This is a genomic window from Zobellella sp. An-6 (genome assembly GCF_052487945.1).
Window position 1 is genome coordinate 4,061,864 of the sequence record NZ_CP199259.1, and the last position, 17,248, is coordinate 4,079,111.

At 64.2% G+C, this 17,248-nt stretch carries 18 protein-coding genes; 9 read left to right on the forward strand and 9 right to left on the reverse strand.

The window, feature by feature from the left end; translation table 11 throughout:
• The first annotated feature begins 42 nt into the window (after window positions 1–42).
• The 3 genes from ACT7DK_RS19065 to ACT7DK_RS19075 are packed head-to-tail and all read left to right on the forward strand — an operon-like array spanning window position 43 to window position 4,171.
• Complete coding sequence (locus ACT7DK_RS19065; RefSeq protein WP_445401942.1) at window positions 43–1,098, forward strand: putative 2-aminoethylphosphonate ABC transporter ATP-binding protein; 1,056 nt, start codon at window positions 43–45, stop codon at window positions 1,096–1,098.
• Window positions 1,095–2,771: a putative 2-aminoethylphosphonate ABC transporter permease subunit gene (locus ACT7DK_RS19070; RefSeq protein WP_445401944.1), complete on the forward strand. Its 1,677-nt coding sequence runs from the start codon at window positions 1,095–1,097 to the stop codon at window positions 2,769–2,771. The genes ACT7DK_RS19065 and ACT7DK_RS19070 overlap by 4 nt, the downstream gene beginning before the upstream one ends.
• Window positions 2,768–4,171, forward strand: coding sequence for an FAD-dependent oxidoreductase (locus tag ACT7DK_RS19075; protein ID WP_445401946.1), 1,404 nt, complete (start codon window positions 2,768–2,770; stop codon window positions 4,169–4,171). The genes ACT7DK_RS19070 and ACT7DK_RS19075 overlap by 4 nt, the downstream gene beginning before the upstream one ends.
• 90 nt (window positions 4,172–4,261) lie before the next feature.
• On the opposite strand, the gene glpX is transcribed toward ACT7DK_RS19075, so the two are convergent.
• The 6 genes from glpX to ftsY all read right to left on the reverse strand — a co-directional run bounded on the left by glpX (window position 4,262) and on the right by ftsY (window position 10,258).
• Complete coding sequence (gene glpX / locus ACT7DK_RS19080) at window positions 4,262–5,269, reverse strand: class II fructose-bisphosphatase (RefSeq protein WP_445401948.1); 1,008 nt, start codon at window positions 5,267–5,269, stop codon at window positions 4,262–4,264.
• 29 nt (window positions 5,270–5,298) lie between these two features.
• A complete protein-coding gene (can, locus tag ACT7DK_RS19085) occupies window positions 5,299–5,949 on the reverse strand; it encodes a carbonate dehydratase (RefSeq protein ID WP_096780157.1) in 651 nt (216 codons plus the stop codon).
• 84 nt (window positions 5,950–6,033) lie between these two features.
• Window positions 6,034–6,891, reverse strand: coding sequence for an RNA polymerase sigma factor RpoH (gene rpoH / locus ACT7DK_RS19090; protein WP_445402412.1), 858 nt, complete (start codon window positions 6,889–6,891; stop codon window positions 6,034–6,036).
• Between the two features lie 176 nt (window positions 6,892–7,067).
• Window positions 7,068–8,021 (reverse strand): permease-like cell division protein FtsX, encoded by a 954-nt coding sequence (ftsX, locus tag ACT7DK_RS19095; RefSeq protein WP_094041165.1) that lies wholly within the window; start codon window positions 8,019–8,021, stop codon window positions 7,068–7,070.
• Window positions 8,018–8,683, reverse strand: coding sequence for a cell division ATP-binding protein FtsE (gene ftsE / locus ACT7DK_RS19100; protein WP_094041166.1), 666 nt, complete (start codon window positions 8,681–8,683; stop codon window positions 8,018–8,020). Before ftsE ends, ftsX begins: the two co-directional genes overlap by 4 nt.
• Window positions 8,684–10,258, reverse strand: a complete 1,575-nt coding sequence (ftsY, locus tag ACT7DK_RS19105; RefSeq protein ID WP_445401951.1) for a signal recognition particle-docking protein FtsY — start codon at window positions 10,256–10,258, stop codon at window positions 8,684–8,686.
• A 131-nt stretch (window positions 10,259–10,389) separates the two neighbouring features.
• Between ftsY and rsmD the strand changes: the two genes are divergently transcribed.
• The gene (gene rsmD, locus ACT7DK_RS19110; RefSeq protein WP_445401953.1) at window positions 10,390–10,989 is read left to right on the forward strand and encodes a 16S rRNA (guanine(966)-N(2))-methyltransferase RsmD; all 600 of its coding nucleotides are present in this window, start codon (window positions 10,390–10,392) and stop codon (window positions 10,987–10,989) included.
• Window positions 10,986–11,267, forward strand: a complete 282-nt coding sequence (locus ACT7DK_RS19115; protein ID WP_445401955.1) for a DUF1145 domain-containing protein — start codon at window positions 10,986–10,988, stop codon at window positions 11,265–11,267. Before rsmD ends, ACT7DK_RS19115 begins: the two co-directional genes overlap by 4 nt.
• 6 nt (window positions 11,268–11,273) lie before the next feature.
• Here ACT7DK_RS19115 and ACT7DK_RS19120 read toward each other — a convergent pair whose 3' ends face one another.
• Complete coding sequence (locus tag ACT7DK_RS19120) at window positions 11,274–11,600, reverse strand: putative signal transducing protein (protein ID WP_445401957.1); 327 nt, start codon at window positions 11,598–11,600, stop codon at window positions 11,274–11,276.
• Window positions 11,601–12,171: 571 nt separating this feature from the next.
• Here ACT7DK_RS19120 and ACT7DK_RS19125 point away from each other — a divergent pair.
• Window positions 12,172–13,035 carry a sulfurtransferase gene (locus ACT7DK_RS19125; RefSeq protein WP_445401959.1) on the forward strand — a complete coding sequence of 288 codons (864 nt, stop codon included), beginning with the start codon at window positions 12,172–12,174 and terminating at the stop codon, window positions 13,033–13,035.
• A 46-nt stretch (window positions 13,036–13,081) separates the two neighbouring features.
• On the opposite strand, the gene ACT7DK_RS19130 is transcribed toward ACT7DK_RS19125, so the two are convergent.
• Both ACT7DK_RS19130 and fabR read right to left on the reverse strand, forming a co-directional pair.
• Window positions 13,082–13,447 carry a YijD family membrane protein gene (locus ACT7DK_RS19130; protein ID WP_445401961.1) on the reverse strand — a complete coding sequence of 122 codons (366 nt, stop codon included), beginning with the start codon at window positions 13,445–13,447 and terminating at the stop codon, window positions 13,082–13,084.
• A 22-nt stretch (window positions 13,448–13,469) separates the two neighbouring features.
• Complete coding sequence (fabR, locus tag ACT7DK_RS19135) at window positions 13,470–14,081, reverse strand: HTH-type transcriptional repressor FabR (RefSeq protein WP_445401963.1); 612 nt, start codon at window positions 14,079–14,081, stop codon at window positions 13,470–13,472.
• 145 nt (window positions 14,082–14,226) lie between these two features.
• Between fabR and ACT7DK_RS19140 the strand changes: the two genes are divergently transcribed.
• The 3 genes from ACT7DK_RS19140 (at window position 14,227) to ACT7DK_RS19150 (ending at window position 17,241) form a co-directional block, all read left to right on the forward strand.
• Complete coding sequence (locus ACT7DK_RS19140) at window positions 14,227–15,345, forward strand: acyl-CoA desaturase (RefSeq protein WP_445401965.1); 1,119 nt, start codon at window positions 14,227–14,229, stop codon at window positions 15,343–15,345.
• A 177-nt stretch (window positions 15,346–15,522) separates the two neighbouring features.
• Window positions 15,523–16,872, forward strand: a complete 1,350-nt coding sequence (locus ACT7DK_RS19145; protein WP_445401967.1) for a sodium-dependent transporter — start codon at window positions 15,523–15,525, stop codon at window positions 16,870–16,872.
• A gap of 39 nt (window positions 16,873–16,911) precedes the next feature.
• The gene (locus tag ACT7DK_RS19150) at window positions 16,912–17,241 is read left to right on the forward strand and encodes a DUF1820 family protein (RefSeq protein ID WP_445401969.1); all 330 of its coding nucleotides are present in this window, start codon (window positions 16,912–16,914) and stop codon (window positions 17,239–17,241) included.
• Window positions 17,242–17,248: the final 7 nt, after the last annotated feature.

Consider the following 17,248-nt stretch of genomic DNA (forward strand, 5'->3'; position numbering starts at 1 on the left):
TAGATTGCCCGAAACTGGTCTAAACCAGATTGGGGAAATCTGATGACATATTTGACAATCGACACTGTGGTAAAAAGCTTCGGCGACTTTCGCGCGCTCAAGGGCGTCAGCCTGACCGTGGAAGAAGGCGAGTTCATCTGTTTTCTGGGCCCCAGCGGTTGCGGCAAGACCACGCTGCTGCGCGCCATCGCCGGCCTGGACCTGCCCACCGACGGCCGCATCGAACAGGCCGGGCGCGACATTACCCTGGCGCCCCCGGAGCAGCGGGACTTCGGCATCGTATTTCAGTCCTACGCCCTGTTTCCCAACCTCAGCGTTTACCAGAACATCGCCTTTGGCCTGGAGAACATGCGCCTGCCCAAGGCCGAGATCCAGGAGCGCGTACAGTCGCTGCTCGACACCATAGGCCTGCCCGACAGCGGCCACAAATATCCGGGCCAGCTCTCCGGCGGCCAGCAGCAGCGGGTCGCCCTGGCCCGGGCCATCGCCCTGTCGCCGGGCCTGCTGCTGCTGGACGAACCCCTGTCGGCGCTGGACGCCCGGGTGCGCATTCAGCTGCGCGCCGAGATCAAACGGCTGCAGAAGGAACTCGGCATCACCACCATCATGGTCACCCACGATCAGGAAGAAGCCCTGGCCATGGCCGACCGCATCGTGGTGATGAACCACGGCGAAATCGAACAGATCGGCACCCCCGAGCAGATCTACTACCAGCCCGCCACCCCCTTTGTGGCCCGCTTCATCGGCGCCATGAACTTCTACAGCGCCGTGGCCGACGAGCAGGGCCGGCTGCGCCTGGGCGAGCATGCCCTGCCCCGCCAGGTCGCCCCGGGCAGCCGCCACCTGCTGGCCTGGCGTCCCGAGCTGACCCGGCTGGCCGACGCCGGTCAGGGCCCCGCCCTGACCGGCCGCATTCGTGAGCTGTCCTTCCTCGGTGCCTTTGTGCGGGCCGAGGTGACGGTGGACAGCCACCCCGAGCCGATCCTGGCCGACCTGTCGCCCCGGGACTGCAACATGGAGCAACTGAAGCCCGGCCAGGAAATCAGCCTGGCGCTGCCGCTGGAACACACCCACCTGTTCTGCGGGGCCAACCCATGACCAGCCTGAGCCTGCCCCGACCGCTGAGCCGGGACGACAAGCTGCAGCGCGGCCTGCTGGCACTGATCTGCGTGCTGTTTCTGATTGCCCTGGTGCTGCCCCTCGGCCAGATCCTGATCACCGCCTTTACCGACGGCGAGGGCCGCTTCGCCGGCCTGGACAACATACGCCGCTACCTGACCACGGCGGCCCTGGGCCAGTCCCTGCTCAACACCCTGACCATGGGCCTGATGGTCACCCTGCTGGTGACCGGCCTGGCCTTTCTCTATGCCTATGGCCTGACCCGTGCCCGGCTGCCGGCCCGCCCCCTGTTCAAGGTGGTGGCCATGGTGCCGATTCTGGCGCCGTCCCTGCTGCCGGCCATCAGCCTGATCTACCTGTTCGGCAACCAGGGCGTGCTGCGCCATTGGCTGGGCGGCGAAAGCATCTATGGCCCCACCGGCATCGTGCTGGGACTGTCGTTCTGGGCCTTTCCCCATGCGGTCATGCTGCTCAGCACCGCCATGGGCGCCGCCGACGGTCGCCTGTTCGAAGCCTGCAGGGTGCTGCGCGGCGGCCCGGTGCGGGCGTTTTTCAAGGTCACCCTGCCCGGCATCAAGTACGCCCTGCTCAGCACCCTGATGGTGGTGTTCACCATGGTGATCACCGACTTCGGCGTGCCCAAGGTGATCGGCGGCCAGTATTCCATGCTGGCCACCGACATCTACAAGCAGGTGGTGGGTCAGCAGAACTTCACCATGGGTGCCCTGGTCAGCACCCTGCTGCTGCTGCCGGCCCTGCTCGCCTTTGCCGCCGACAGCTGGCTGCAAAAGCGCAATCCGCCGCTGATCGACAGCCGCTCCCAGCCGTTTCGACCCGAGCCCAAGCCCTGGCGCGACGGCTTCTTCCTGCTGTATTGCAGCCTGATAGCCCTGGCCCTGTTGGCGGTGGTCGCCATGGCCGGCTATGCCTCCCTGGTGCAGTTCTGGCCCTACAACCTGAGCCTGACCCTGGACCATTACGGCTTTGACCTGATCGACGGCTGGCAGGCCTATGGCAATTCGCTGCGCATGGCCGGCCTGACCGCCCTGTTCGGCACCCTGCTGATCTTCCTCGCCGCCTACCTGGTGGAAAAAGGCCAGCACCAGAGCGGCCTGCGCAAGCTGCTGCACGGCCTGGCCATGGTGCCGCTGGCGGTGCCGGGACTGGTACTGGGCCTGGCCTACATCTTTTTCTTCAACCAGCCCGGCAATCCGCTGAACGGCCTCTATGGCGGCATGACCCTGCTGGTGGTGTCGACCATAGTGCACTTCTACACGGTCGGGCACCTGACCGCGATCACCGCCCTCAAGCAACTGCCGGCGGAGATCGAGGCCATTGCCGCCTCGCTGCGCATCAGCCGGTTCAAGGCCATGTGGCGGGTCAGCCTGCCCATGTGCCTGCCGGCGGTGCTGGACGTGGCCATCTATCTGTTCGTCAACGCCATGACCACGGTGTCGGCGGTGGTGTTCCTGTACGGTCCCGACACCATGCTGGCCTCGGTCGCCGTGCTTAACCTGGACGACAGCGGCGATATCGCCCCGGCGGCGGCCATGGCCATGTTGATCTTTTTCACCGCCCTCGGCGCCAAGCTGCTGCACCTGGCCGCCGGCCGGGGCCTGCTGCGCCTGACGCAAGGCTGGAGACACGCATGACCCAATCCCAACGTCCCTTCTGGCTGCAACAGGCCCTGGAGCGGGAAGCCCCCGCACCCGCCACCCCGCTGCGGCGGCACCTTGAGGCCGATGTGTGTATCGTCGGCGGCGGCTACACCGGCCTGTGGAGCGCCATTCGCCTCAAGCAGGCCGAGCCGGAACTCAACATAGTGGTGCTGGAGCGGGAGCTGTGCGGCAGCGGCGCCTCGGGTCGCAACGGCGGCTGCCTGCTGACCTGGTCCACCAAGTACCCGTCCCTGTGCCGCCGCTACGGCGAACGGGAAGCGGCCCGGCTGGTGCGGGCCTCGGAGCGGGCGGTGCTGGAGATTCGGGACTTCTGCGAGCAACACGGCATCGACGCCGAGCTGCGCATCGACGGCACCTGCTACACCGCCACCAACGGCGCCCAGAGCGGCACCATGGCCCGGCTGGCGGCGGGGCTGGAGCGGCAGGGCCTGAACAGCTGGTCGGCACTGAGCGAAGCCGAACTGCTGGCACTCACCGGCTCCGAGGCCCACCTGGAAGGCCACTTCTCGCCCCTGGCCGGCTCGGTGCAACCGGCCCTGCTGGTGCGCGGCCTGCGCCGGGTGGCGCTGGATCTGGGCGTGGCCGTGTACGAGCACAGCCCCATGACCCGGCTCAGCCGCAGCCGCCCGGCCCGGGTCGACACCGTCGCCGGCAGCGTCACCGCCGGCAAGGTGATACTGGCGCTCAACGCCTGGACTCCCGGCCTGTTCAGGGAGTTCGACCGGCACCTGGTGCTGGTGTCGTCGGACATGGCGATCACCAGCCCGGCCCCGGCCGAGCTCAAGCGCCTCGGCCTCAACCACGGCACCACCGTGGTCGACGGCCGCACCTTCGTGCACTACTACCGCAGCACCCCGGATGGCCGGCTGATGCTGGGCAAGGGCGGCAACCTGTTCGCCTATGGCAACCGGATCGTCGGGGCCTTCGACCGGCCGAGCCGTTATCGCTCCCAGCTGGCGGCGGCGCTGCGGCGCTTCTTTCCCGATCTCCGGGCCGACATCGCCGCCACCTGGACCGGGCCGTCGGACCGCTCCGCCACCGGCCTGCCCTTCTTCGGCCGGCTCGACGGCGACGGCGACATCTACTACGGCCTGGGCTATTCCGGCAACGGCGTGGTGCAGAGCCTGCTCGGCGCCAAAATCCTCACCAGCCTGGTCTTGCGCCGGGACGACGACTGGGCCCGCTGCGGCCTGGCGCAGGGTCCCCAGGGGCGCTTTCCACCGGAGCCGGTACGCTGGCTGGGCGCCATGACGGTACGCAACGCCATACGGCGCAAGGAGGCGGCCGAGGACAGGGGCGACGAGCCCTGGCCCTGGGACAAGTGGCTGGCCCGTTTCGCCGAGGCCGCCGGCAAGGCGGACAAGGGGGGATGAACGTAAAAAGGGATGCGGTCGCATCCCTTTTTTGGTTCGATGATAACGCCCATCGGCATTTTCCGCCGGCTCTTTCCCGGCGGCACCGCTTTACAGGATGATATCCTGCAGCTTCTTGTCCTTGCGCGACAGGATATGGGTCGAGCGGATACGGCGGATGGTGCGGGACTTGCCGCGGATCACCAGGGTTTCGGTGTGGGCGTAATGGCCGTCGCTGCTGATGCCTTCCAGCAGGTCGCCCTTGGTGATGCCGGTGGCGGCGAAGATGACGTTGTCGGTGCGGGCCATCTCTTCCAGCTTCAATATCTTGCCTACCTCGATGCCCATCTGCTTGCAGCGCTCGATCTCCTGCCGGCCCAGCTCCAGGCTCTCTTCGCTCGGGCCCTTCACTTCATAGCGCGGCACCAGCCGGGCCTGCATGTCGCCGTCCAGGGCGCGCACCACGGCGGCGGAAATCACCCCCTCGGGCGCCCCGCCCACGCCGTAGAGCATGTCCACTTCGCTTTCCGGAATGCAGGCCAGGATGGACGCGGCCACGTCGCCGTCGGGAATGGCGAACACCCGCACGCCCAAGCCCTGCATGGTCTTGATCGCCTTGTCGTGGCGCGGCTTGGCCAGGGTGATCACGGTAACGCGGGACAGGGGCTTGTTGAGGGCTTTCGCCACCGCCTTGATGTTCTGCTCGAGGGATTTGTCCAGATCGATGGCCCCCTTGGCGCCGGCGCCGACGATCAGCTTTTCCATGTACATGTCGGGGGCGCGCAGGAAGGCGCCCTTCTCGCCCACCGCCATCACCGCCAGGGCGTTGGACTGGCCCATGGCGGTCATGCGGGTGCCCTCGATGGGGTCCACCGCGATATCCACCTCGTCGCCGCCCAGGCCGACCTGCTCGCCGATATAGAGCATGGGCGCCTCGTCGATCTCGCCCTCGCCGATCACCACCTCGCCGCTGATCTCGATTTCGTTCAGCACATGACGCATGGCCGCCACCGCGGCCGCATCGGCGATGTTCTTGTCGCCCCGGCCCAACCACTTGTAGCCCGCCAGGGCGGCCGCTTCGGTCACCCGGGAAAATTCAATGGCCAATTCACGTCTCATGGAGTTTTCCTAAATAATTCAGATAGTCGCTATTTACCCAGTATCCGCTGGCGGAAGATGCGGTAGACGTCGGGGATCTGCTCCACCCCGGTCACGCATACGTCCAGATCGTGCAGCTTGCCGTCCTTGATGCCGTACACCCAGCCGTGCACCGACAGCGGCTGGCCGCGCTTCCAGGCGTTCTGCACTATGGTGGTGTGGCACAGGTTGGCCACCTGCTCCACCACGTTCAGCTCGCACATGTAGTCTTCCCGCACCTGCTGGTCTGCTATCGCTTCCAGCGCTTCCTGGTGTTTGTAGTAGATGTCCTTGATATTGCGCAGCCAGTTGTCGATGAGCCCCAGTTCCTTGTTCTGCATGGCGGCCAGGACGCCGCCGCAGCCGTAGTGGCCGCAGACGATGATGTGTTTCACCTTGAGCGCTTCGACGGCGTATTGTACCACCGACAGGCAGTTGAAGTCCGTATGCACCACCAGGTTGGCCACGTTGCGGTGCACGAACACGTCGCCGGGCAGCAGGCCGGTCAGCTGGTTGGCGGGCACCCGGCTGTCGGAGCAGCCGATCCACAGGTATTCGGGCGCCTGCTGCAAGGACAACTGCTCGAAGAAGGTGGGATCCTCGGCCTTGATCTTTTCGGCCCATTCCCGGTTGTTGTCGAACAGATGCTTCAGAATTTTCATGGGGGCTATCCTGCTTTCCAATGGTTGATATGCGTACGGAAAAAAGGCCCCGTCCGGGGCCTTTGATCACTGATTTCTTGTCGCTCAGGCATCCATGGCGGCCTTGAGTTTCTTCAACGCGGTTTTTTCCAGTTGGCGGATACGCTCGGCGGAGACCCCGTACTCGTCGGCCAGGCTCTGCAGCGTGGTCTTGTCGTCTTCATCCAGCCAGCGGGCCTGGATGATGCGGCGGCTGCGCTCGTCCAGGCTGTCCAGGGCAGCGCGCAGGCGGCGATTGGCGGTCTGCTCCCAGTTGGCTTCCTCCACCTGGCCGGCCACATCGGAACTCTTGTCTTCCAGGTAGTGCACCGGCGCAAAGCTGGAGTCCTTGTCGTCATCATCCGAGGCCAGGTCGAAGGCCTGATCCTGGGCGCTCATGCGGGATTCCATCTCCAGCACTTCGGCGGGGGACACCCCCAGATCCTGGGCGACGGTGTCCACTTCCTGCTGGTTGAACCAGCCCAGGCGCTTCTTGGACTTGCGCAGGTTGAAGAACAGCTTGCGCTGGGCCTTGGTGGTGGCCACCTTGACCACCCGCCAGTTGCGCAGCACGTATTCGTGGATCTCGGCCTTGATCCAGTGCACGGCGAAGGACACCAGCCGCACGCCCACGGTAGGATCGAAGCGCTTCACCGCCTTCATCAGGCCGATGTTGCCTTCCTGGATCAGGTCGGCCTGGGGCAGGCCGTAACCGGAATAACTCTTGGCGATGTGCACCACAAAGCGCAGATGAGACATGATCAACTGCCGGGCGGCGCTCAGATCGCCGTCGTTCTGCAGCCGTTCGGCCAGGGATTTTTCTTCTTCCGCGCTGAGCACGGGAATGGTGTTTACCGCCTGGATATAGGCCTCCAGGCTGCCCTGGGGGACCAGGGCAAAGTGGCGCTGAAAATCTGTCGTCATCAAACTCGTGTTCATTACATGACTCCGTATCAAACGGCTGCGGTTCGCACCCTGCAATGACCTTGATTGTCTGGTTCCGTACCCACCGGGCTGCGGAAAATTTATTTATCTTATACCAAATGTCAAGCCGGATCGCCCCTCGCTGCGCAAATGAGACCGCAATCGGGGGCAAAAGTTCAACCCGGCTCGATGGCCCTGATATGGCGGCGCACCGAAAAGCCCGAGGCCAGCAGGCTGAGCAGGGTCGCCGTGAGCAGCAGCCACAGGCTTTCCTGCACGCCCAGGCCCAGCAGGTGAAAATCGCTCTGGTAGAGCGCCGCCAGGGCGCTGACCTTGTGACTGAGCCAGAACACCATCACCAGGGTCAGCCACCAGGCCAGCAAACCGCCGATAATGCCATACCACAGGCCGACATACAGGAAGGGCCGCTGGATAAAGCCGTCGGTGGCGCCCACCAGCTTCATCACCTGGATCTCGTGGCGGCAGTTGAGGATGTTGAGCCGCAGGGTATTGCTCACCACCAGCAGTACCCCGGCCAACAGCAGCACCGCCATGCCCACCACCGCCTGACGCAGCAGATCCACGATGCCCGACAGCCGGGCCAGCCAGGCCATATCCAGCCGGGCCGAGGCCACCGCCGGTTCGGCATGCATGTCCGCCAGCAGCAGTTCGGCCGCATCCGGGGCTCGTCCGCTCTCGGACAGGTTGAGGATAAACACCGCCGGCAGCGGGTTGTCTTCAAGCAATGACAGCGCCTCGGCGAAGCCGGCGGCGCCGCTGAAGTCGGCCAGTCCCTGTTCGGGGCTGATATAGGTGACCCTGTCGATCTCCTCCAGCTGGGACAAGCGCTGCTGCAAGTCGGTCAGCTGAGCCTCGGTCACCCCCTGCTGCAGATAGAGGCTGATCTGGGCCTGGCTCTGCCAGGCCCGGCTGACCGATTCGGCGTTCTTCAGCAACACATAGAAGCTGGCCGGCAGCGCCAGGCTGACCCCCAGCACCGCTATGGTCATCAATGAACTCAGGGGAGTGCGCCACAGCTCGCCCAGGCTGGCGAACAGCTGACGCAGATGATCCACCCAGTACATGGCCAGGCGCCGGTGCCAGACCACTTTGTGTCCTTGCTTGCTCATGCGGGCTCCTCCACCTGCATACGGCCGGCATTGAGGGTCAGGGTGCGGTAGCGCAGGGCATTGATCAGGCCGGTGTCGTGGGTGGCGATCAGCACGCTCACCCCCACCCGGTTGAAGGCCTCGAACAGGCGCAGTATTTCCATCGACAGCTCCGGATCCAGGTTGCCGGTGGGCTCGTCCGCCAGCAGCAGCGAGGGCTTGTTGACGATGGCCCGGGCGATGCCCACCCGCTGTTGCTCGCCGCCGGAGAGCATGGGCGGAAAGTAGCGGTCCTTGCCGTGCAGGCCGACCTTGTCCAGGGCCGCCGACACCCGCCGGCGGATGTCCTGATGGCTGTAGCCCTCGATCACCAGCGGCAGGGCCACGTTGTCGAACACGGTGCGGCCGTTGATCAGGTGGTGATCCTGAAAAATCATGCCGATGCGCCGGCGCACATAGGGAATGTCGCCGCGGCGGATGCGGCTCACGTCCTGGCCGTTGAAGAACACCCGGCCGTCGGTGGGCCTTTCCATCACGCTGATCAGCTTGAGCAGGGTACTCTTGCCGGCCCCGGAGTGGCCGGTCAGGTACGCCATCTCACCCTTTTGCAGGTGAAAGCTGACCTTCTGCAGGGCCTGAAAGCCCCCGCTGTATACCTTGCTAACCTGCTCGAAGCGGATCATTTATTCTTCCCGGCTAAAGAGAGCGTCGATAAATTCTTTCGAGTTGAAGGGGCGCAGATCGTCGATCTTCTCGCCCACCCCGATATAGCGGATGGGAATGCCGAACTTGTCGGCCACCGCGAAGATGACCCCGCCCTTGGCGGTGCCGTCCAGCTTGCTCAGGGTGATGCCGGTGATGGGCACGGCCTCGTTGAAGATCTTGGCCTGGCTGAGGGCGTTCTGGCCGGTGCCGGCGTCCAGGGTCAGCATGATCTCGTGGGGAGCGGCGGCGTCCACCTTCTGCATCACCCGCACGATTTTCTTCAGTTCCTCCATCAGGTGCGCCTTGTTCTGCAGGCGACCGGCGGTGTCGGCGATCAGCACGTCTATCTTGCGCGCCTTGGCCGCCTGCACCGCGTCGAAGATCACCGAGGCCGCGTCGGCGCCGGTGTGCTGGGCGATCACCGGTATCCGGTTGCGCTCGCCCCACACCTGCAGCTGCTCCACCGCCGCGGCGCGAAAGGTGTCGCCGGCGGCCAGCATCACCGACTTGCCCTCGGCCTGGAACTGGCGCGCCAGCTTGCCGATGGTGGTGGTCTTGCCCACGCCGTTGACGCCCACCATCAGGATGACGAAGGGCTGGTGCCCGCCGTCGATCTCAAGCGGCTTGTCCACCTTGGCCAGGATCTCGCCCATTTCTTCCTTCAGCAGCTCGTACAGCGCCTCGCCGTCCTTCAACTGGCGACGGCTGGCCTGACGGGTCAGGTTGTCGATGATCGACATGGTGGTTTCCACCCCCAAATCGGCGGTGAGCAGCTGGGTTTCCAGCTCCTCGAACAGCTCGTCGTCGATCTTCTTGCCGCGGAACAGACCGAAAAAGCCGGAGCCCAGGTTCTGCCGGGTCTTGAGCAGGCCCTGCCTGAGGCGGGCAAAAAAGCCCTGTTTGGGCGCCTTGGCCGCTTCGGCCTCGGCGCGGGCGGCGTCCTCGGCCAGCCGGGCCTGCTCCGCCGCTTCCTCCTCGGCCGCCAGCCGGGCTTCTTCTTCCACCGCCTGGCGGGCTTCTTCCTCGGCGCGCGCCGCCGCTTCGGCGGCCAGGCGTGCCTCTTCCTCGGCCTGGGCCTCGGCCGCCAGGCGGGCCTCTTCCGCCGCCTGGGCCTCGGCCGCCAGGCGGGCCTCTTCCGCCGCCTGCGCCTCGGCCGCCAGCCGCGCCTCTTCCGCCGCCTGGGCCTCGGCCGCCAGCCGCGCCTCTTCCGCCGCCTGGGCCTCGGCCGCCAGCCGCGCCTCTTCCGCCGCCTGGGCCTCGGCCGCCAGCCGGGCCTCTTCCGCCGCCTGCGCCTCGGCCGCCAGCCGGGCTTCTTCCGCCGCCTGGGCCTCGGCCGCCAGCCGGGCTTCTTCCGCCGCCTGGGCTTCGGCTGCAAGGCGCTCCTCTTCCGCCTTGCGCTCATCCAGCGCCTCTTCCACTTCCGCCGCGGCACCGGCTTCGGCTTCCGAGGCCATGGCCTGCTGCGCCGCCGCTTTATTTTGCTCTTCTGAGTCCTGCTGTTCTTCTTGTTTCTTGCCAAAGCCCAGCCAGGAGAAAAAACCTTTTTTCGCCATCCTGCTCTTACTCACTTGTGTCGGGGGGAGATTAGTACTGGCCGAGGGTCGGCCCCTTCATTAAAATACCCGCCCCTTAGGGGTGCAAAACCGCCTTATACTAGCATTTTATTGAAAGACGGCGAAACGAGATGGCGAAAGCAAAAACAGGCGGCAAGGCCTCCTCGGGCCCGGGACATATCCGCCTGATCGGCGGCCAGTGGCGGGGACGCAAGCTGCCGGTGCTGGACAGTGAAGGGCTGAGGCCCACCACCGACAGAGTCAAGGAAACCCTGTTCAACTGGCTGATGTTCGATATCCGCGGCTGTCGCTGTCTCGATCTCTTCGCCGGCAGCGGCAGCCTGGGCTTCGAGGCCTTGTCCCGCGGCGGCGCCGAGGTGGTGCTGGTGGAAAAGGATCCCAGGGTGGCCCAGCAACTGCGGCGCAACCTGGCCAGCCTGCCCGGGGCCCGGGGGCAAGTATTCAATACCGATGCCCTCGCCTTCCTGCAATCGGCCGCCACCCCCTTCGATCTGGTGTTTCTGGATCCCCCCTTTCACCAGGATCTGCTGCCCGAAGTCTGCCGCCTGCTCGAGCAGGGCGGCTGGCTGGCCGACGGAGCCAGGCTCTATATCGAACGGGAGCAGGCCGCCGAGGCCCTGCTCCTGCCGGCCAACTGGCGGCGGCTGAAAGGCAAGCAGGCCGGTCAGGTCTGTTATCAACTCTATCAAAGGGAGCAAGTGCAAGAATGAAGGTACTGAATATTCTGATGCGGCTGGTGATGCTGGTGTTCTGGGCCGGCATCGCCTACGCCCTGCTCGGCCCCGGTTTCGAAGAGGCCGGCTCCATGCCGCTGATACTGGGTGGCGTGGTGCTGTTCATGCATCTGCTGCAGATGCTGATGCTCAGGCAGGTCGCCGGCGTCCTCCACCCGACAGCCAAGGACTATATCGAAGTGCTGGTGTTCGGCTCCTTCGCCATGCATCGCCACCGTGCCCGCCTGAAGGCACTGATGGAGCAGCAGCGCTGACGGGCGTTACCCCGGCTTTTCTTCGGCCTCGGGTTCCTGCCCGCACCGCCAGCAGATCTCGAAACTGGCGGCGTTGGGTTCCCCACAGTGCGGGCATCGCCAGGAGCCGCAGCTCCCCCGCCGGTATTGCTCCAGAATAAGCCGGGCCTCTTTCAGGTCTCCCGGGTGGATCAGCAGGGTCACTTCCACCGCGTTCACCGGCAGTTCCCCCAGGGCACCGGACAGGGCCTCCCCCTGCAGCAGCACCGCTATGCCGGCCACTTCCATCGCACCCTTCAGGGTGTGGGCTTCCAGGCTATTGGCGGCCTGATATACCGGTATCCACTCGCTCATGGTGCTCCTCTGGCCAGCACGAATAGAAAAAGGGGGTGACATCATGTCACCCCCTTTTGGGTTGTCGTATGGTTAATCCTTAAACCAAGTTGCTCCCTGCAATCCCTGACATTACCTTATCCTTAAGGTGTTCCTCTTCCCGATCCGTCGGTGTGTCCTAGTCATCCTGACCGCGGTTCATCCTGAGCCGCTCGACTGTCTCCGTCCTGGGAGGTGTCCCTTACCGCATCCTGCGGTGTTCCTTTCGCCTGCCTGGCAGCCCGTCTTCCTGACAGACTTCCTTGCTCCTTGCCCTTCTAACTATAGAGAAGTTTGAGAATCCCTCAAGGCACCAAACTCGCAAAAAAGTTCAACCCACCCATGAAAAAACGCATATCCAATTGATAATAAATTAAAAAATATAACTCCCACCGTGAAAAACCCCTATATAAAAACGTTTTCTCCGGCCCGTTATTGAGAGATCTCTTACAAGACCAGGAGTGAAAGTCGCAACACCTTGCCCTGGTTTAAAAACCGTGGCGTCCGCATAGCTCACCGCTTAGGATAAAACGGTCTAACAAAAGGAGCGATCATGAACAGACTGGAACTGCCATCGGCCCTGGTGGACTGCGATTGGCTGGCGGCCCACCTCTCCCACCCCGATCTGGTGGTGCTGGATGCCAGCTGGCACATGCCGGCCGCCAACCGCAGCGGCGAACAGGAATGGCGCCGGCAACGCCTCCCCGGCGCCCGCTTCTTCGACTTCGATAACCGTATCAAGGATCCTCACAGCTCCTTGCCCCACATGCTGCCGGACGAGGCACTGTTTTCCCAAGCGGCATCAGAGCTGGGCATCGATAACCACCACTGCCTCGTCGTCTATGACAGCAGCGGCATCTTTTCCGCCCCCCGGGTCTGGTGGATGTTCAGGGCCATGGGCCATGAGCGGGTGGCGGTACTGGATGGTGGCCTGCCCGCCTGGCTGGCCGCCGGCCTGCCCCTGGAGCAGGGGGAGCCGCTCCCGGTTGCTGCCGGTCACTTTGTCGCCCACCGGCAAAGTACCTGGATAGCGGACGCCGGCCAGGTCGAAACCGCTTTGCAGGATCAAGGCTATCGGGTACTGGACGCCCGCAGCCGCGAGCGCTTCAGCGGCGAGGCGCCGGACCCGCGCCCAGGGGTGCGCCCGGGCCACATGCCGGGCGCCTGCTGCCTGCCGTTCGGGGAGTTGCTGGAACAGGGCCACCTGCTGCCAGGCTCGGAGCTGGCGCGGAAACTGGCGCCCCTGCTGGCACCGGAGCAGCGGCTGATATGTAGCTGCGGTTCGGGCGTCACCGCCGCCATAGTGGCGCTGGCGGCCCATCTCGCCGGTCATGAGGAGATTGCCGTCTATGACGGTTCCTGGGCGGAATGGGGCGGTTCAAGTGCATTGCCGGTGATCCGGGACAAGCGCCAATAACAGAAAAGCCCGCCATGGAGGCGGGCTGTCGGGAGGGTGCAGGCTGTTACTTCCCGCCGTTGGGCCGGACCGCCACGCCCATCTTCAGGGCCAGCCAGATCACCAGCACCAGGGAAATCATCACCGACAGATAGTTGGAGCCCATCTCCGGGAACTGGGTGCGCAGGAAAGCGGAGTAGCCGAACACCCCCACCAGGAAACTCAGCAGGGTGCACAGCGGGGTATCGCCCTCCATGGGCACGCTCAGGTATTCCTGGTACAGCAGGTAGGCCGCCAGCACCAGCGAAATAATGGGGAAAATGGAAAACGCCAGTTGGCTGACGCTCAGGGTGGCCAGGGTGGCGTTGCCACAGATGCCGACCAGCAGAGCCAACAAGATGGGTTTACGGCGAATTTGCTTACTTCCTGACATGTTCTTCCTTCCTATGTAGGGCCTAGAGCCTCTTTGCCTTGTTATATGCATCCGCGCCCTTGGCAATGATGCGCAGCTGCAGGATCATGCGTTCGGCCAGGGCCTCCCGCTCTTCATCGTTCATGTCCAGCGCCTCGGCCCCGCCGCTGAAGACGATGGTCACCATCGCCTGGGCCTGGGCCTCCGCATGGCGGCGGCTGGTGCGCTGCCGCTCCTCCAGGTAGTCGGTCAGCTCGGCGGTAAAATGCTGGATCTCCCGCGCCACCGCCTGGCGAAACGCCGCCGAGGTGCCGGAGCGTTCCCGCAACAGTAACCGGAACACATCCGGGCTGCTATCGATAAATTCCATGAAGGTCTTTACCGAAATCTGGATCACGCTGCCGCCGTCCGCGATGCGCTGCCGCGCCTGGCGCATCAGCTGGCGCAGGGTCAGGCCGCCTTCGTCGACCAGGGTCAGCCCCAGTTCCTCCATGTCCTTGAAGTGGCGGTAGAAGGAGGTCGGTGCCAGCCCCGCCTCCCGGGCCACCTCGCGCAGGCTCAGGCTGGAAAAGCTGCGTTCGGCGCTCAACTGGCGAAAGGCTGCCTCGATCAGCGACCGTCGGGTCTTTTCTTTTTGTTCTGCGCGAATACCCACGGCACACCAGGGTCTAACTCTTGTAATGGCCGGATCATACCTTTTTGTGTGAACCCGGTCAGCCCCGGTTGGTCAATTTATGATTGACGCTGCCCCGCCTTCACCATGAAAATGGTGTACAGATGTTCGCTCAATGGATGCCAAGATGCGTAAACCCCCTCTGCTATGGACCAATGCCATCCTCTTCGCCGGCACCGGGCTGGCGGCCATGGTACTGGTCCCCTGGTACGGCCTGACTCAGGGCTACGACGGCTGGCAATGGCTGGCCATGCTGCTGCTGTTCAGCTACAGCTGCCTGTCGATCACCGCCGGCTACCACCGCCTGTGGGCCCACAAGGCCTACGACGCCCACCCGTTGTTGCAGTGGCTGTTCGCCCTGGGCGGCGCCCTGTCGCTGCAGAATTCCGCCTTCCGCTGGTGCGCCGATCACCGCCGTCACCATCGTCATGTGGACGACCTGGACAAGGATCCCTACTCCGCCAAACGCGGCCTGTGGTTTTCCCACATGGGCTGGATGCTGCGCGACTACCACCCGGAAGACGACAGCAATATCCCCGACCTCAAGCGCAACCCCATACTGCAATTCCAGCACCGGCATTACCTGGCGCTGACCCTGGCCATGAACGTCGGCCTGCCGGTACTGCTCGGCCTCTGGCACGGGGATCTCTGGGGCATGCTGCTGATGGCCGGTGTGCTGCGCCTCTTCCTCGGCCACCATGTCACCTTCTTCATCAACTCCCTGGCCCACTACTGGGGCCGCCAGCCCTACACCAGCAAGAACACGGCGCGGGACAACGACATCCTGGCGGTGCTGACCTTCGGCGAGGGCTACCACAACTTCCACCATCTGTTCGAGTACGACTATCGCAACGGCATCCGCTGGTGGCACTACGATCCCACCAAGTGGCTGATCCGCACCCTGAGCTGGTTGGGACTGGCGAAACGGCTGCGCACCTGCCCCCAGGAGAAGATAGAGCAGGCCAGGCTGGAGCGCCGGCTGGAAGTGGCCCGCCAGAAGATACTGCGCCGGCAACAGAGCGCCGATACCGAGCAGTGGCTGGCCCTGCTGCACAGCGAATACGAACGTCTGCTGGCCCAGCTCAAGGATTACTACCAGGCCCGCAAGTCCTTGCTGGAGCTGAAGAAAAAGGCAGCACGCTGCAAGTACGAGGAGCTGCGGCTCAAGCTGAGCTGCGACGAGCTGAAGGCCGCCTTCACCACCCAGAAACGCAACTGGCTGAAGCTGACCACCCAGTTTGCCTAAAGCATGAGGCGGGATCTTCCCGCCTTATTTTTTGCTGCAAATTCCAACACCACCACCGTTATTCCCTGCCCAGCCAGCTTCTCTTTGACAAAAACGCTGCAAAACACCATAGTCTTCGCCATTTTTAACCAATATCGACTGTAGCGTTAGCTTTACAGTCCGCAGGAGCAGCAAGACGTGGAAACAAGGGCACAGTTCAGCAGCAAGCTGGGATTCGTCATGGCCGCCGCCGGCTCGGCCATCGGCGTGGGTAATATCTGGGGCTTCCCCACCCAGGCGGCCAGCAACGGCGGCGGCGCCTTCCTGCTGGTCTACCTGCTGTTCATCTTCCTGCTCGGCTATCCCATGCTGGTGGCGGAGATCACCATAGGCCGCCATGGCCAGGCCAGCCCTTTCCGCGCCCTGCAGCAACTCACCGGCAACCCGGCGGGCAAGGCCGTCGCCGGCCTGGTGGGACTGGCGGCGGTGGTGACCGTGAGCCTGATCTTCACCTTCTACGCCATCGTGTCCGGCTGGTTTGTCGCCTATGCGCTGGAGCCCCTCGCCAGGATGGCCGGCGCCGCCGAGGGAGCGGACTGGCTGACCGGCTTTTCCAGCTCCCGCAACCTGGTGTTCACCCTGCTGTTCGCCCTGCTCAGTCTCTACGTGGTCAGCCGCGGCCTGGAAAAGGGCATAGAACAGTGGTCGCGCCGGCTGATGCCGCTGCTGCTGGTGATGCTGGTGCTGCTAACCGGCTACATGCTGCTGCAACCGGGCGCCGGGGTCGGTCTCAAGGCCTACCTGGTACCGGACTTTTCCCGGGTATTCCACGGTGAGGTACTGATCGGCGCCCTGGGTCAGAGCTTTTTCTCCCTGTCGCTGGGCGCGGCGGTGATGATGCTGTATGGCTCCTACCTGAGCCGCCAGGCCAGCATACCGGCCCTCGCCGCCCAGGTGACCCTGCTGGACACCGGCGTGGCTTTTCTCGCGGGCCTGCTGATCCTGCCCGCCATGTATGTGGCCCAACACAACGGTGTGACCATCTTCGGGGCGGACGGCAGCCTGCTCAGCTCCGACACCCTGGTGTTCTCGGTACTGCCGGCGTTGTTCGAGACCATGGGCCAGGCCCGGTACCCGGTGGCCTTCGCCTTCTTCGTGCTGATGATAGTGGCGGCGCTGACCTCCGCCATTTCCATGCTGGAGGCGCCGGTGTCCCTGGCCATGGAGTCCACCGGCCTGTCCCGGCTCAAGGCCACCTGGCTGATGACCGCCCTGTGTACCTTGATAAGCGCGGTGATAGTGTTTAACTTTGGCAGCCTGTTTGGACTGGTGATCACCCTCACCACCCAGTACGCCCAGCCCCTGGTCAGCCTGGGCATCACCCTCTACGCGGGCTGGGTGTGGCAGCGCAGCCAGGTACTGGCCGAGCTGAAGGCCGGCAGCCCCGAACTGGAGCAGGGCCTGTTCTGGAAGATCTGGCCCTGGTACGTGCGGCTGGTCTGCCCGGTGCTGGTGCTGGTGGTGATCATCCAGTCGGTGGGCGGCTGAGGCCGCCCGTGGACGAACTATCCGGAGTGGATTGGTCAGATGAAATCGGCTGAGCTGTTGTATCGCGTGCAATTTGTCAACGCGGGCAAACACTATGAAATCTATGTGCGGGAAGTGACCCAGGGCAGCCTGTTCGGCTTCGTGGAGCTGGCGGACTTCGTGTGGGACACCCGCACCTCGCTGCTGGTGGACCCGGCGGAAGACAAACTGAAAAGCGAGTTTGCCGAGGTGAACCGCACCTATATCCCGCTGCACCAGATACTGCGTATCGACGCGGTGGAGAAACGCGGCGCCGCCCGGCTCACCGAGCTGGGCGACAAGGTCACGCCCTTTCCCACCCCCATCTACACGCCCAAGCCGGGCAACTAAAAGCACC

Bases quoted from the DNA above. Each gene is read 5' to 3' on its own strand.
- rsmD (WP_445401953.1), top strand. From the start codon at position 10,390: ATGGCGAAAGCAAAAACAGGCGGCAAGGCCTCCTCGGGCCCGGGACAT.
- can (WP_096780157.1), bottom strand. From the start codon at position 5,949: ATGAAAATTCTGAAGCATCTGTTCGACAACAACCGGGAATGGGCCGAA.
- ACT7DK_RS19115 (WP_445401955.1), top strand. From the start codon at position 10,986: ATGAAGGTACTGAATATTCTGATGCGGCTGGTGATGCTGGTGTTCTGG.
- ACT7DK_RS19075 (WP_445401946.1), top strand. From the start codon at position 2,768: ATGACCCAATCCCAACGTCCCTTCTGGCTGCAACAGGCCCTGGAGCGG.
- glpX (WP_445401948.1), bottom strand. From the start codon at position 5,269: ATGAGACGTGAATTGGCCATTGAATTTTCCCGGGTGACCGAAGCGGCC.
- ACT7DK_RS19120 (WP_445401957.1), bottom strand. From the start codon at position 11,600: ATGAGCGAGTGGATACCGGTATATCAGGCCGCCAATAGCCTGGAAGCC.
- ACT7DK_RS19140 (WP_445401965.1), top strand. From the start codon at position 14,227: ATGCGTAAACCCCCTCTGCTATGGACCAATGCCATCCTCTTCGCCGGC.
- ACT7DK_RS19065 (WP_445401942.1), top strand. From the start codon at position 43: ATGACATATTTGACAATCGACACTGTGGTAAAAAGCTTCGGCGACTTT.
- ftsE (WP_094041166.1), bottom strand. From the start codon at position 8,683: ATGATCCGCTTCGAGCAGGTTAGCAAGGTATACAGCGGGGGCTTTCAG.
- ACT7DK_RS19070 (WP_445401944.1), top strand. From the start codon at position 1,095: ATGACCAGCCTGAGCCTGCCCCGACCGCTGAGCCGGGACGACAAGCTG.
- ACT7DK_RS19150 (WP_445401969.1), top strand. From the start codon at position 16,912: ATGAAATCGGCTGAGCTGTTGTATCGCGTGCAATTTGTCAACGCGGGC.
- ACT7DK_RS19125 (WP_445401959.1), top strand. From the start codon at position 12,172: ATGAACAGACTGGAACTGCCATCGGCCCTGGTGGACTGCGATTGGCTG.
- ACT7DK_RS19130 (WP_445401961.1), bottom strand. From the start codon at position 13,447: ATGTCAGGAAGTAAGCAAATTCGCCGTAAACCCATCTTGTTGGCTCTG.
- ftsX (WP_094041165.1), bottom strand. From the start codon at position 8,021: ATGAGCAAGCAAGGACACAAAGTGGTCTGGCACCGGCGCCTGGCCATG.
- ftsY (WP_445401951.1), bottom strand. From the start codon at position 10,258: ATGGCGAAAAAAGGTTTTTTCTCCTGGCTGGGCTTTGGCAAGAAACAA.
- rpoH (WP_445402412.1), bottom strand. From the start codon at position 6,891: ATGACGACAGATTTTCAGCGCCACTTTGCCCTGGTCCCCCAGGGCAGC.